Annotated in this window: 9 protein-coding genes and 1 pseudogene; 5 read left to right on the top strand and 5 right to left on the bottom strand. The window is 69.2% G+C overall.

The window, feature by feature from the left end:
* The first annotated feature begins 194 nt into the window (after positions 1-194).
* From HMPREF9710_RS25515 to HMPREF9710_RS25500, 4 genes are all read left to right on the top strand, one after another.
* Positions 195-2261: a carbon starvation CstA family protein gene (locus HMPREF9710_RS25515; protein ID WP_005671299.1), complete on the top strand. Its 2067-nt coding sequence runs from the start codon at positions 195-197 to the stop codon at positions 2259-2261.
* Positions 2261-2455 (top strand): YbdD/YjiX family protein, encoded by a 195-nt coding sequence (locus HMPREF9710_RS25510; RefSeq protein WP_005671296.1) that lies wholly within the window; start codon positions 2261-2263, stop codon positions 2453-2455. Before HMPREF9710_RS25515 ends, HMPREF9710_RS25510 begins: the two co-directional genes overlap by 1 nt.
* Positions 2456-2687: 232 nt before the next feature.
* The gene (locus tag HMPREF9710_RS25505; protein ID WP_005671294.1) at positions 2688-5561 is read left to right on the top strand and encodes a hybrid sensor histidine kinase/response regulator; all 2874 of its coding nucleotides are present in this window, start codon (positions 2688-2690) and stop codon (positions 5559-5561) included.
* 1 nt (position 5562) lies between these two features.
* The gene (locus HMPREF9710_RS25500) at positions 5563-7713 is read left to right on the top strand and encodes a putative bifunctional diguanylate cyclase/phosphodiesterase (protein WP_005671292.1); all 2151 of its coding nucleotides are present in this window, start codon (positions 5563-5565) and stop codon (positions 7711-7713) included.
* Positions 7714-7727: 14 nt separating this feature from the next.
* Here the strand turns inward: HMPREF9710_RS25500 and HMPREF9710_RS25495 are convergent, their stop codons facing one another.
* On the bottom strand, positions 7728-10172 hold the full coding sequence (locus HMPREF9710_RS25495) for a penicillin acylase family protein (RefSeq protein WP_005671290.1): 2445 nt from the start codon (positions 10170-10172) through the stop codon (positions 7728-7730).
* A gap of 278 nt (positions 10173-10450) precedes the next feature.
* On the opposite strand from HMPREF9710_RS25495, the gene HMPREF9710_RS25490 reads away from it, so the two are divergent.
* Positions 10451-10768, top strand: coding sequence for a hypothetical protein (locus HMPREF9710_RS25490; protein ID WP_005671288.1), 318 nt, complete (start codon positions 10451-10453; stop codon positions 10766-10768).
* Here the strand turns inward: HMPREF9710_RS25490 and HMPREF9710_RS25485 are convergent.
* From HMPREF9710_RS25485 to HMPREF9710_RS27475, 4 genes and pseudogenes are all read right to left on the bottom strand, one after another.
* Complete coding sequence (locus tag HMPREF9710_RS25485; RefSeq protein WP_005671286.1) at positions 10759-11928, bottom strand: glycosyltransferase; 1170 nt, start codon at positions 11926-11928, stop codon at positions 10759-10761. The genes HMPREF9710_RS25490 and HMPREF9710_RS25485 overlap by 10 nt on opposite strands.
* 106 nt (positions 11929-12034) lie before the next feature.
* Positions 12035-12625 (bottom strand): recombination mediator RecR, encoded by a 591-nt coding sequence (recR, locus tag HMPREF9710_RS25480; protein WP_005671285.1) that lies wholly within the window; start codon positions 12623-12625, stop codon positions 12035-12037.
* 59 nt (positions 12626-12684) lie between these two features.
* Positions 12685-13014, bottom strand: coding sequence for a YbaB/EbfC family nucleoid-associated protein (locus tag HMPREF9710_RS25475; protein WP_005671283.1), 330 nt, complete (start codon positions 13012-13014; stop codon positions 12685-12687).
* Positions 13015-13063: 49 nt separating this feature from the next.
* Positions 13064-13934: pseudogene (locus tag HMPREF9710_RS27475) on the bottom strand (DNA polymerase III subunit gamma/tau); the annotation flags it as partial.

The following is a 13934-nucleotide window of genomic DNA, read 5'->3' as shown; positions in this document are numbered from 1 at the left end:
CGCATGGTTTCATTCGAAGGCCTGCATTCTACGTCCGCCGGCTGGGGTCGATCTACGTAGCATTACGTAGATACTGCGTAATCTTGCGCTTGCGGTACTGACAATAGTGCAAGATACTCAACGGCATGCTGTAAATAATTGGCGTCGGCACGTACTGACGCGCAAGCATCAATCCACATCGGAGGAGTCACCCAATGAAACGTATCACGAGCATGCTCGGATGGATCGTCCTGTCCATCGTGGGCGCGTTTGCGCTCGGCTACATCGCGCTCAAGCGCGGTGAAACCATCAACGCCATCTGGATCGTCGCGGCCGCCGGCTGCGTCTACCTGATCGCCTACCGCTTCTATTCGCTGTACATCGCCACCAAGGTGATGGGCCTCGACCCCACGCGCCAGACCCCGGCCTGGAAATACAACGATGGCCTCGACTACGTCCCCACCAACAAGAACGTCCTGTTCGGCCACCACTTCGCCGCGATCGCCGGCGCCGGCCCACTGGTCGGCCCCGTGCTGGCGGCGCAGATGGGCTACCTGCCCGGCATGATGTGGATCCTGGCCGGCGTCGTGTTCGCCGGCGCGGTGCAGGATTTCATGGTGCTGTTCATGTCCACCCGCCGCGACGGCCGCTCGCTCGGTGACCTGATCAAGTCCGAGATGGGCGAGATCCCCGGCATGATCGCGCTGCTGGGCACCTTCATGATCATGGTGATCATCCTGGCGGTGCTGGCGCTGATCGTCGTGAAGGCCCTCACCGGCTCGCCGTGGGGCACCTTCACCGTGATGGCGACGATCCCGATCGCGCTGTTCATGGGGATCTACTCGCGCTACGTGCGCGTGGGCCGCATCGGCGAGATCTCGGCCATCGGCTTCGTGCTGCTGATGCTGGCCATCATCGGCGGCCAGTGGGTGCACGATTCGCCGACCTGGGGCCCGATGTTCACCTTCACCGGCACCGAACTGACCTGGATGCTGATCGGGTATGGCTTTGTAGCGGCAGTGATCCCCGTGTGGCTGCTGCTGGCGCCGCGCGACTACCTGTCCACCTTCCTCAAGATCGGCACCATCCTGGCGCTGGCCATCGGCATCATCGTGGTCGCTCCCGACCTGCAGATGCCGGCCGTGACCAAGTTCATCGACGGCACCGGCCCGGTGTGGTCGGGCAATGTGTTCCCCTTCCTGTTCATCACCATCGCCTGCGGCGCCGTCTCGGGCTTCCACGCGCTGATCTCGTCGGGCACCACGCCCAAGATGCTCGAGAACGAAACCCAGGCCCGCTTCATCGGTTACGGCGGCATGCTGATGGAGTCCTTCGTCGCCATCATGGCGCTGATCGCCGCGTCGACCATCGACCCGGGCATCTACTTCGCCATGAACAGCCCGGCCGCGCTGCTCGGCACCACCGCGCAATCGGCGGCGCACGCCGTGTCGCAGATGGGCTTCGTGATCACGCCGGCCGAACTCGAACAGATGGCCCGGGACGTCGGCGAGCACACCATCATCTCGCGCGCCGGCGGCGCCCCGACCCTGGCGGTCGGCATGGCGCACATCCTGTCCAACGTCGTGGGCGGCCCGGCCATGATGGCCTTCTGGTACCACTTCGCGATCCTGTTCGAGGCGCTGTTCATCCTGACCGCGGTGGACGCGGGCACCCGCGCCGGCCGCTTCATGCTGCAAGACCTGCTGGGCGCCTTCGCCCCGTCGCTCAAGCGCACCGATTCCCTCCCGGCCAACCTGCTGGCCACCGGCCTGTGCGTCGCCGCCTGGGGCTACTTCCTGTACCAGGGCGTGGTCGATCCGCTGGGCGGGATCAACACCCTGTGGCCGCTGTTCGGCATCGCCAACCAGATGCTGGCCGGTATCGCGCTGATGCTGGGCACCTGCGTGCTGTTCAAGATGAAGCGCGCCAAATACGCCTGGGTCACCGCGCTGCCCACCTTGTGGCTGCTGGCCTGCACCCTCACCGCCGGCTGGCAGAAGATCTTCCACGACGATCCGCGCATCGGCTTCGTCGCGCACGCCAACAAGTACCAGGCGGCGCACGACGCGGGCGAGATCCTGGCGCCGGCCAAGTCGATCCTCGACATGGAGCGCATCATCTTCAACGACTACGTCAACGCCAGCCTGGCCGGCTTCTTCATCTTCGTGGTGCTGGCGGTGCTGTTCTACGGCGTGCACACCGTGATGGCGGCGCGCGCATCGAACGCGCCGACCGCGAAGGAGTCCGCGTACGTCGCCATGCCGGCCGCGCAGGTGCAGTGATGTTCGGCGCCCTGAAACAGGCCGGCAACTACCTCGGGCAGAGCCTGCGGTTGATGGTCGGCCTGCCCGAATACGACACCTACCTGGCGCATATGGAGCGTACCCATCCGGACCAGCCGCCGATGACGTACGAGGAATTCTTCCGCGAGCGCCAGGATGCGCGGTATGGGGGAAGCCGGGCGTCGTGCTGCTGACGGGCGGCGCGTGCGCTTGAACGAAGGGACGCCGCGGCGTCCCTTTTTTTTTGTCGCCGACGATTTTGCGCATTTGAATTGCGACACGGAATTGTTCCGTTTGCCACATTTGCGGATTCGCAAAACTACCCCCTCACCTAACCCGTATATTTTTTTCCTGCGGGCTCTTGCTCGCTAGGAGGATCTGCACCGTTGCCGGATCCGCTGCGCTGTGCCGTTTGCGGGAACCACGATGCAGAATTTCGAGCGCTCGAGCCTGAACCGGAAGTTGAACATCCTCTCGCTGCTCTCGACGGCGACCGCGCTGCTGTTCGTGTTCTGCGCCTTCGCCGTCACTTCCATCATCAATCACCGCCAGGCCGAGAGCCTGCAACTGGCCGCCTTCGCGCGCGTGATCGGCGCCGCCACCTCCGGCGACCTGATGCTGGTCGACCGGCGCCAGGCCGGCGCCACCCTGGCGGCGCTGGAAGCGCAGCAGGACATCTCGGCGGCGGTGCTGTACGACCGTGTCGGCCGCCCGCTGGCCGAGTACCGCGCGCCGTCGCGCCTGGGCGCCGAACTGCCCTCGCTCGACGACCTCGAGCTCGACACGCTGAACGACGCCAACCGCGCCGGCCGCTTCCTGCTGTCGCGCCACATGCGCGTGGTGCAGGAGGTGCGCCATGGCGAGCTGGCGGTCGGCGCGATCATGATCGAGGCCGACCTGCTGCCGATGTGGCTCGACATCCTGGCCAGCCTGGTCGTGATCGGGCTGGCGATGGGCGCCGCGCTGCTGGTCTCGCTGGGACTGGCGCGACCGCTCAAGCGCAGCATCGCCGAGCCGATCGCCAAGCTGATCCAGGCCGCGCAAAAGGTCTCGGCCAGCCAGAACTACGGACTGCGCGTGCAGCACAAGCGCAACGACGAACTGGGCGTGCTGATCGACAGCTTCAACACCATGCTGGCCCAGATCGAGGACCGCGGCGCCGCCCTGCTGCACCACCGCGACGAACTGGAACGCCAGGTCGGCGTGCGCACCGAGCAGCTGGAAAAGGCCAAGAACGCGGCCGAAGCGGCCAGCCGCGCCAAGAGCGGTTTCCTGGCCACCATGAGCCACGAGATCCGCACCCCGATGAACGGGGTGCTGGGCATGACCGAGATGCTGCTGGCCACCGAGCTGACCGAGGCGCAGCGCAGCTACACGCAGCTGGTCAAGCGCTCGGGAGAGCACCTGCTGGTGATCATCAACGACATCCTCGATTTCTCGAAGATCGAGGCCGGCAAGCTGACCATCGAATACATCAACTTCAACCTGTGGGATCTGCTGGACGACATCCACAACGTCTACACCCCGCAGGCGGCGGCCAAGGGCCTGGGCTGCGACTTCGACATCGCCAACGACATCCCGGTGGCGATCTGCGGCGACCCGAACCGGCTGCGCCAGATCATGGCCAACCTGATCGGCAATGCGATCAAGTTCACCACCGAAGGCCGCATCATGGCGCGGGTGCGGGTGGCCGGCGAGGACGCGCAACGGGTGGCGTTGCGCTTCGAGGTGCACGACACCGGCATCGGCATCTCGCGCGAGGCGCGCGCGCGCATCTTCAACGCCTTCTCGCAGGCCGACGATTCCACCACCCGCAAGTACGGCGGCACCGGCCTGGGGCTGGCCATCTCGAAGCAGCTGGTCGAACTCATGAAGGGCACGATCGGCGTCGAGAACGCGCCCCGGCAGGGCTCGATCTTCTGGTTCACGCTCGGCTTCGACAAGCGCCGCGTCGATCCCGACGCGCCCGGCCACCGCCAGCACACGCTGGACAGCCTGCGGGTGCTGGTGGTGGACGAACAGGAGGCCAGCCGCAATGAACTGGTGCAGCAGCTGGAAGCCTGGCGCGCGACCTGCGAGGGCGTGGGCAGCGCCGCGGCCGCCTTCGAGCACCTGGTGAGCGCGGCGCGCGCCGGCCGGCCCTATGACGCGGCGGTGCTCGACATGGAGCTGACCCAGACCAGCGGCCTGGCGCTGGCGGCCTCGGTGCGCGCCGAGCCGGTGGCCCGTTCGACCCACATCGTTCTGCTCAGCCCCGAAAAGCTGGCCGCCGATCCGGTCCAGCGGCGCGAGGCCGGCGTGGCCTACCAGCTGGTCAAGCCGGCGCGCGCGGCCGACCTGTATGCCTGCCTGACGGCGCGCGCGGCGCGGCTGCATCATCCGGCCGCCGCCGCTGCAGCAGCGGCAGCGGCGCCGTTCGACGCTCCCCGTCCGGCGCCGATGGCGCGCGCGCAGCCGGCGCGGCGCGCGCGGCGCGTGCTGCTGGCCGAGGACAATCCGGTCAACGTCGAAGTGGCCAGGGCCATGCTGGAGAGCCTGGGCCTGGAAACCCACTGCGCCACCAATGGCCAGGAAGCGCTGCATGCGGTGCACGAAGGCGGCTGGGACGCGGTGCTGATGGATTGCCAGATGCCGGTGATGGACGGCTTCGCGGCGACCGGGGAAATCCGGCGCCACGAGCGCGAGATGGGCCGCGCGCGCACCTTGCCCGTGATCGCGATCACCGCCAACGCGCTGCAGGGCGACCGCGAAGCCTGCCTCGCGGCCGGCATGGACGACTACCTGTCCAAGCCCTTCACCCAGCAGCAGCTGGCGGCCGTGATCGGGCGCTGGGTGGCGCTGCCGGTGCTGGCCGAGCGCCACCACGACGACGAAGCCGAGCTGGCGCTGGACTTCGCGCCCCCGCCACCTCCACCTTCGCTTTCACCCCTTCCTTCGCCGCAGAATGACCCGGTCGACCGCGCCGCCCTCGAGAACATCCGCGCGCTGAGCCGCGACGCCGGCGACGTCCTGGTGCAGAAGGTGATCAACGCCTACGTGGGCGACACCCCGCGCCACCTGCAGGCGCTGCGCCAGGCATTGACCACGAGCGACGCCGAAAGCCTGCGCCGCATCGCCCACGGCCTCAAGTCGGCCAGCGCCAACATCGGGGCGGCGCGCCTGGCCGCGGCCTGCCGCGACCTCGAACAGCTCGGCCGCGGCGGCAGCGTCGACGGCGCCGCGCCCCTGCTGGCCGAGATGGAGCGCGAATTCCACTCGGTGCGCCAGTCGCTCCACGCCATGCTTGAAAAGGAATCCTGACATGCCAGCCTTTGCCTCCACCCAGCGCGGAACGGTGCTCGTCGCCGACGACGATCCCGTCATGCGCCTCCTGATGCTCGAGATGCTGGCCCAGGTCGGAATGGAAGGCATCGAGGCCGGCGACGGCCAGGAAGCGGTCGAGCTGGCGCGCGAACGCCTGCCCGACCTGATCCTGATGGACGTCGACATGCCGCGCATGGACGGCTTCACGGCCTGCCGCGCGATCCGCGCCGCCGAGAAGGACGGCGCCTGCGTCCCGATCGTCATGGTCACCGGCAGCGACGACGTCGAGGCCGTGACCCAGGCCTACGAGGTCGGCGCCACCGACTTCGTGTCCAAGCCGATCAACTGGCCGATCCTCGGCCACCGCGTGCTGTACGTGCTGCGCGCCAGTGACGCCATCGCCCGCCTGCGCATCGCCGACGCCCAGAACCGCGCCGTGCTCGAAGCCATTCCCGACACCTTCTTTCGCCTGAACGCGGACGGCTTCTATCTCGACTACGAGCCCGGCCAGGAGCGGCCAGGCCAGGCGTGTCCGGGACGGCCGACCGGCGCGCCCCCGACCAGCGCGCGCTTCATCGGCAAGCACCTGTCCGACACGCTGCCGCCCGAGATCGCGGCGCGCATGCTGGAGCAGATGAGGACCGTGCTCGCCACCCAGCAGGTGCGCTCGGTCGAATACGAACTGATCGAATGCGGCGAGGTGCTGCACTTCGAGGCGCGCCTGGTGGCGACCAGCCCGTCCGAGGTGCTGGGCCTGGTGCGCGACATCAGCGAACGCAAGCGCGCCGAGGAACAGATCCGGCGCCTGGCCTATTGCGACGGCCTGACCGGCATCCCCAACCGGCAAGCCTTCCTCGAGACGCTGGAGCGCGAGCTGCAGCGCGCCAAGATCGGCAACAAGAAGTTCGCGGTGCTGTTCATGGACCTCGACGCCTTCAAACGCATCAACGACACGCTGGGCCACAACGCCGGCGACCAGCTGCTCAAGATGGTCTCGGAACGGCTGCGCGAGACCACCCGGCCGAGCGACCTGGTGTCGCGCGGGGAAGGCGTCGAGCGCGATGCCGCCAGCCTGGCGCGCCTGGGCGGCGACGAATTCACCATCCTGTTGCCCGACCTGGAGCGGGTCGAGCATGCGCTGAACGTCGCCACCCGCGTCAAGGAAGCGATGCGGCGCCCTTTCCTCATCGAGGGCAACGAGATCTTCGTCACCGCCAGCATCGGCATCTCGCTGTTCCCCGAGGACGGCGATGATTGTGGATCACTGCTCAAGTTCGCCGACACCGCGATGTATCATGCCAAGAACTGCGGCAAGAACAACGCCAAGCTGTACAGCTCTTCGCTGACGATGCAGATCATGAGCCACGTGAAGCTCGAGGTGGGCCTGCGGCGCGCGCTGCAGAACGACGAGCTGTACCTGGTCTACCAGCCGCAGCGCGACGTGCGCACGTCCGAGATCGTCGGGGTCGAGGCCCTGGTGCGCTGGCGCCATCCCGAACGCGGACTGGTGCCGCCGACCGAATTCATCCCGCTGGCCGAAGAGACCGGCCTGATCGTCCCGATCGGCGAATGGGTGCTGCGCACCGCCTGCCGCCAGGCGCGCGCCTGGCAGCGCCTGACGCGGCGCCTGCTGCGCATCGCGGTCAACCTGTCGGCCAAGCAGTTCAAGGACGAGAACCTGTCGCAGATCGTGCTGTCGGCCCTGAACGAGACCGGGTTAGAGCCGCGCCTGCTGGAACTGGAGCTGACCGAAGGCACCCTGATGGACGATGCCCGCGCCACGCTGGTCACGCTCGAGCAGCTGCGCGGCATCGGCGTGCACCTGTCGATCGACGACTTCGGCACCGGCTATTCATCGATGAACTACCTGAAGCGCTTCGACGTGCGGGCCCTCAAGATCGACCGCAGCTTCATCGCCGGCCTGCCCCAGGATTCGGAAAACGCGGCCATCACGCGCGCCATCATCGCCATGGCCCACGGCCTCAAGATGGTGGTGGTGGCCGAGGGCGTCGAGACCGGCGAGCAGCTGCTGCTGCTCGAGGAGCTGGGCTGCGACATGGTGCAGGGCTACTACCTCGGCCACCCTTCCAGCGCCGAGAAGATCACCGAGATGCTGCAGCATGCGCAGCAGGCCTTGCCGGCCAAGTAGGGCGCGGCGCGGCCTCAGGGCACGAAGCGCAGGGTGTGCTTCACCGCCCCCGGCAGCAACGGCGCCGGCTTGCCCTCGATCCAGGCCGCGTGGTCCAGCAGGAAGAACGGCGACAGCGGATGGCCGCTCTGCCCGCCCGGCATATTGTACAAGCCCTCCTCTTCGCGCCCCGGCGACACGGTCAGCCGCTCCGACTGGCCGAACTTGGGGCCGGCCACGCGCGGCATGTGGGCGTCGCCCGCCAGCGGCTGGCCCGGCGCGGCGAGCCAGGGGCGCAGCGCGGGCACGGCCATGCTGATCGGATGGGCGATGTCGGCGGTGTTGCGCCGGCCCCAGGTGGCCTCGGCCAGCGGCGTGCCGGCATCGACCAGGGCCGCGATGGCGCGGTCCACCGCCGCCAGTTGCAGGTCGCGCCACGAAGCATGGCCGGCCGGCAACCAGCCCTGCGGCCGTTCGTCCAGCAGGCGCGCCGCCACCGCCGGCCAGCGCGCGCTGGCCGCGGCCGCGCTGGCCTTCGGATCGATCTCCTTCAGCGCCGCGTTGACGCCGCCGTACAGCAGGTCGTGCACGGACCACATGAAGTCGCGCGCCAGGCGATAGCCGATCGACTCCACGCTGGCGCGCCCGCTCCAGCTGGTCTCGAGCAGGCGCCGGAACTCGGCGCGCTGCGGGTGACCCGCGAGCGCCTGCGCGTCAAGCGCGGCCAGCGCGCGCTGGCGCCACTGGCCGACCAGGATCGCGCGGTCGTCCAGGGCGCCGTCGAAGGCGCGGCGCACGTCGACCTGGTCGCCCATGGCTTGCAAGCCCTCGTGCAGCTGGCGGTTGCGCTGGCCCAGGTCGTAGCCGCCGTCGCCCAGCAGCGCGTAGCCGGCGCCGGATAGCTGGCGGCTGTTGGCGGTCGTGATCTGGCCATCGGCGGGGTTCACGATGCGCGGGTAGTCCGCGTACGGCAGCGCCTCGCTCCAGGTCTGCGCCGCGCTGCCGGCGGCGAGCGGAAAGCCGGCCGCGAGGCCGGCCGCCTGGCCTTCGGCGCCGCGCCGCGGCAGCATGCCGGCGACCGTCCAGCCGATGTTTCCGTGCACGTCGCCGGCGACGAAGTTCTGGGCCGGGATGCCGTTGCTGGCGGCGGCGGCCAGCGCTTCCCCGACGTTGGCCACCGTCTCGAGCTTCAGGTGATTCATGTTCAGCGCGGCCGGATCGTGGGCGATCCAGTGCAGCGCATAGCTGCGCCCCGCCACCTCGCGGATCGGGCCGAGCGACGTCTCGCGCACGACCATGCGCTCGGCCGCGGCGCCTTTCACGGCGATCGCCTCGACGTGCTCACGCGGCGTCTCCCAGCCGCCCGGCAGGCCGACCTGGTTCGGACGCGCCGGGTCGATCCGCAGTTCGACCAGGTCGAGCGAATCGGCATAGCTGTTGGTGAAGGCCCAGGCCACCTGGCCGTTGCTGCCGACGATGACGGACGGCGGCGCGCCGGGCAGGCTGACGCCGGCCAGGCGGCGCTGGCCGCCGGGCGCGCCCGGATCGGGAAAGCGCAGCGCGAGGCGATACCAGATGTTCGGCAGCCGCAGGCCCAGGTGCATGTCGTCGGCCACGATCGCCGCGCCGGTGCTGCTGCGGCTGCCGGCCAGCGCATAGTTGTTGCTGCCGACCGAATCGGTGACCTCCAGGCCGGCCAGCCTGACCGGCGCGCCCGGTTCCTTTGGCGCCGCGCCCCACCAGGCCGGCGCCCGCGGCGGCAAGGGGCCGGCCGCCTTTGCCGCGCCCTGGTCCGTGGCGTCGAGGGTCGCGTCGTAACGCGTCTCTTCGGGCAACAGGAAGGCCAGCTGCGCCGCGTCGCTGTGCGCGCGCAGCCAGCCGCGCGCCAGTTCGCGCGCCTGCTGGGCGCCTTGCAGGTCGATGTACATGGCCCACACCACCAGCAGCGAATCGGGCGCCGTCCACAGCCGCGGCGCCGCGCCGGTCAGCGCGTATTCGAAGGGCCGCGCGCCGAGCGCGCCGAGGCCCTCGTTGACGCCTTGCGCATAGCGTTCCAGCAGCGCACGTTCCGGCGCCGGCAGGCGCGCCAGCGTGTCCAGCGCGCGGGCACGGAAGCGGTGCAGGCGGTGCGTGCGGTCGGTGGCCAGCGCCGCCGCGCCGAACAGCTCGGCCAGCTCGCCGGCCGCCGTGCGGCGCAGCAAGTCCATCTGGAAGAAGCGCTCCTGGCCATGCACGAAGCCGGTCGCATAGGCGACGTCGAGCCGGCTGGCGCCGCTGATCAGGGGCACCCCGGCGGCGTCGCGCTCGACCTTGACCTGGCCCGCCAGGCCGGCCACCCTGCGCTCGCCGTCGAGCTGGGCCAGGCTGGCGCGCAGGAACAGCCAGGCCGCCAGCAAGGCCAGCAGCACGAGCGCCAGCAGCGCCCCGACTGTGCGCAGGGTCCAGGTCTTCCATCGGGACTTGCCCAGGGAACCGCTCATACGTCTCCTCCTTGTTTTGGGGGCGTATCTTGCCAGAAAAATCACGGCCGATGCGGATTGGCGAGATAAAAATACCCGGGCGCAGGTCGCTGAACGGGCGCATCCAGGACGTCGGCGGCGCCGTACCTGCTGCTGTCGTTGAAGGCGGCCACATCCGCCCCAATATCCGAACCTGAAGCGCGTGAAGAAATCTCACAAATGCGTTTGCCATCACACGCGGTACGTGCCGGCGATGCTATTCTGGAATCATGCCGCGCGATGCGGCGGGAGGAACTGTCATGCAAAACGTCATCAAAGGCGCAAGGATGCCTGCCATCGTGCGCACGTCCGCAGCCATCGGCCTGGCCCTGCTGGCCGCGGCCTGTTCGACGCCGCAAGAAAAAGCGGCGCGCGCACAGGCCGACATGGCGCAACTCATGAATATCTATGGCCCGGCGTGCAGCCAGCTCGGCTATAGCGCGAACACCGATCCCTGGCGCGAATGCGTGCTGCACCTGGGCACGCGCGAGGAACTGCAGCGCGTGGGCACGGGCGCCGGCGCGTATGGCGCCTGGGGTCCGCGCTATCGCGGCGGCTACTGGGGGCCCTACTGGTAATACCCGGCCCGGGCATAGGACCGCGCACCCTGCCCCTGGCTCCAGGGCGCGCAGTCCGCTGCGGCTTGCGGCAGTAAATTGCAGTAGTGCATCTGCAGTTGGGCGAACACCGCTTCCCAGTCGAATGACGACTCGACCTTGCGCCGCGCATTGGCGCCGAGCGCCGCCAGGTCGCGGCTCGCCAGCTGCCTGATGGCCTCTGCCAGGCTGTCGGGGCAGTTGGGCCGCGCCAGCACGCCCGTGTCGTCGTCGACCAGTTCGGCCAGGCCGCCGGCGCCCGCCGCCACCACCGGCAGTCCGCACCCCATGGCCTCGAGCACGATCAATCCAAAGGTTTCGCAATCGCCCGGATGCACCAGCAGGTCGCAGCTGGCCAGGATGCGGGCCAGCGCGCGCTGGTCGCGCTGGAACGGCAGGCGGCTGATGCGCGCGCCCGGCGCGGCGTCGAGCGCGGCCGCGCCGGGCCCCACCATCAGCAAGTGGAACCCGGGGCCGAGCCGGTGCATCGCCGCCAGCAGCACATCCAGTTTCTTGTCCGCCGTAAAACGTCCGGCATAGACCAGCAGGCGCACCCCGGGCGCCAGCCCCAGCTGCCTGCGCAAGGCGCCATCGCGCAGATCCGGATGGAAGACGCCGCAATCGATGCCGAGCGGCTGGTGCAGCGCGCCCTCCACCCCCATCGCCCGCAGTTGCCCGACCATCAGCCGGCTCGGCGCCAGCACCAGGTCGAACTGGCTGTAGAGGCGTGCAAGATAGCGCCGGACCAGCTGGGCCGCCTGCGGGCCGAAGCGGTTCTCGACCAGGCGCGGCAGGTCGGAGTGATAGAAGGCCACGGCCGGGATGCCCAGCCGGTCGCGCGCGCGCAGCGCGGCCCAGGCGCAGTGCCCGGCATCGCCGACTTCGACCAGGTCGGGCCGCAGCCTGCACAGGCGGCGTTCGATCGCGGCCACCGACACCGGCATGCGGTAGCCGTGGAAGCCGGGCAAGGCCAGGCCGGGCACGCGCAGGCGCGTGGGCGAGGCCTCGGCCTCGATGTTGGGACTGAGGATGGTATGCCGCGCCCGCGCCCGGCGCCGCAGCCAGCGCGACTTGGCGTTCAGGTAGGTGCTGACGCCGCCGCCTTCCGCGGCATAGAACATCGTGAGGTCGACGATATGCATGGCGGGCTCGCAGAAAAATCCACGATAGCAGCGGCCGACCAACCAAGCTTGCGCGCACGCAGCACGCGCGCCCAGGGACCGCGCTACCGGATCGGGATTGCGAACATTATGCGCTGCGGCGGTCGAGCATGGCGCGCGCGATCGTGCCGGCGTCGACGTACTCGAGCTCCCCGCCCACCGGCACGCCGCGCGCCAGGCGGCTGACCTTCAGGCCGCGCGCCTTGAGCATTTCGCTGATGTAGTGGGCGGTGGCTTCGCCCTCATTCGTGAAATTAGTCGCGAGCACCACTTCGCCGACGACGCCATCGGTGGCGCGGTTGACGAGCTTGTCCAGGGCGAGGTCGCGCGGGCCGATGCCGTCCAGCGGCGACAACCGGCCCATCAGCACGAAGTACAGGCCGCGCCAGGTGAGCGTCTGCTCGATCATGATCTGGTCGGCCGGGGTCTCGACCACGCACAGCAGCGTGTGGTCGCGCTCCGGGTCGGCGCACAGCTCGCAAATGTCGATGTCGGAGAAGGTATTGCACCTGGCGCAGTGGTGCACCGTGTCGACCGCCTGGTAGAGCGCGCGCGACAGTTGCGCGGCGCCCTCGCGGTCGTGCTGCAGCAGGTGGAATGCCATGCGCTGGGCCGACTTGGGGCCCACGCCCGGCAGGCGGCGCAGCGATTCGATGAGAAATTCGAGCGAGGTCGACATGTGGGGCGTCCCGCCGGCAGGCGCCAGCCGGGACTGGCATCAGTGAGTGATTGCGTGGATCAGAAAGGCATCTTGAAGCCAGGCGGCAGGCCCGGCATGCCGGCGGTCAGGCCGCTCATCTTCTCGGCGGCGGTCGCCTCGGCCTTGCGCACGGCGTCGTTGAACGCGGCCGCGACCAGGTCTTCCAGCATGTCGCGGTCGTCGCCCAGCAGCGACGGGTCGATGGTGACGCGCTTGACGTCGTTCTTGCAGGTCATGACGACCTTCACCAGGCCGGCGCCCGACTGGCCTTCGACTTCGATCTGAGCCAGCTGCTCCTGCGCCTTCTTCATATTGTCCTGCATGGCTTGCGCCTGTTTCATCAAGCCTGCGAGCTGGTTTTTCATCATGGTGGGTTTCTCCAAAAGTCGGATGGGTGATTGATCGGCAGCGAAACGCTCAGGCGACCTTGACCGAGCCGGGCACGACGAACGCGTCGAAGCGTCGCTCGAGTTCCTGCACGAAAGGATCGGCGGCGACGATGGATTCGGCCAGGCGCTGGCGCTCTTCGCGCGCCGCTTTCTGTTCGGCCCCGGCTGTATACCATACCGGGCCGATCTCGGACTCCACGTTCACGCGGAAGTCGGGGAAATGTTCTTGCAGCGCAGCCGCCATCTTCTCGCTGTTGCCGCTGGCGCGCAGCGTATCGACCGGCACGCGCAGCTTGAAGGTGACCGAGCGGTCGTGCACGACGCAGGCGACCAGTTCGGTCTGCAGCGCCAGCTGCTGGGCCACGCCGCGCAGCGGCAGGCTGCCGGCCAGCGCCGGCCAGTTGCCGTCCCAGGCGATCTCTGGCACGGGCGTGACGACATAGGCGTGCGGCGGCGCGGCCGGGGCCCGCACCTGGGGCGCGGGCGCGACCACGGTCGGCGCCTCGGCGGCGACGGCGGTGTCATCGGAAAAATCGGTGACCCAGGACGGCACGTCGTCGTCCAGTTGCGCTGCTGGCTGGCGCGCCTGCATGGCCGGCTGCTGCTGGGCCATGGCTTGCGGCTGAGCGCCATCCCATGGCGGCGGTGCGGAAGCGGCCCGTGCCTGCATGCCGGCGCCATGGGGCGGCAACGCGGCCGACGGTCCGGGCGCCGATGGTGGCGCCGCCGGCGCCGGCGCCGGCGTCACCGGTTCGGCCGTCGGACGCTTGGGTGGGGTACGGATGCCCGACGCGGCGCGCGCCGCCTCCAGCGCCGCATTGATCGCGGCGCGCGCCGACGTCATCGCCGGCGCGCCGGGGGCGGCCGTCGGGGCATTGGGCTGCGCAGGCGCAGGCGCC

The sequence above is a fragment of the Massilia timonae CCUG 45783 genome (assembly GCF_000315425.1).
In the GTDB taxonomy this organism is placed as follows: Bacteria; Pseudomonadota; Gammaproteobacteria; order Burkholderiales; family Burkholderiaceae_D; genus Telluria; species Telluria timonae.
The sequence above is the reverse complement of the archived record's forward strand: the minus strand, read 5'-3'. Positions and strand labels throughout refer to the sequence as shown.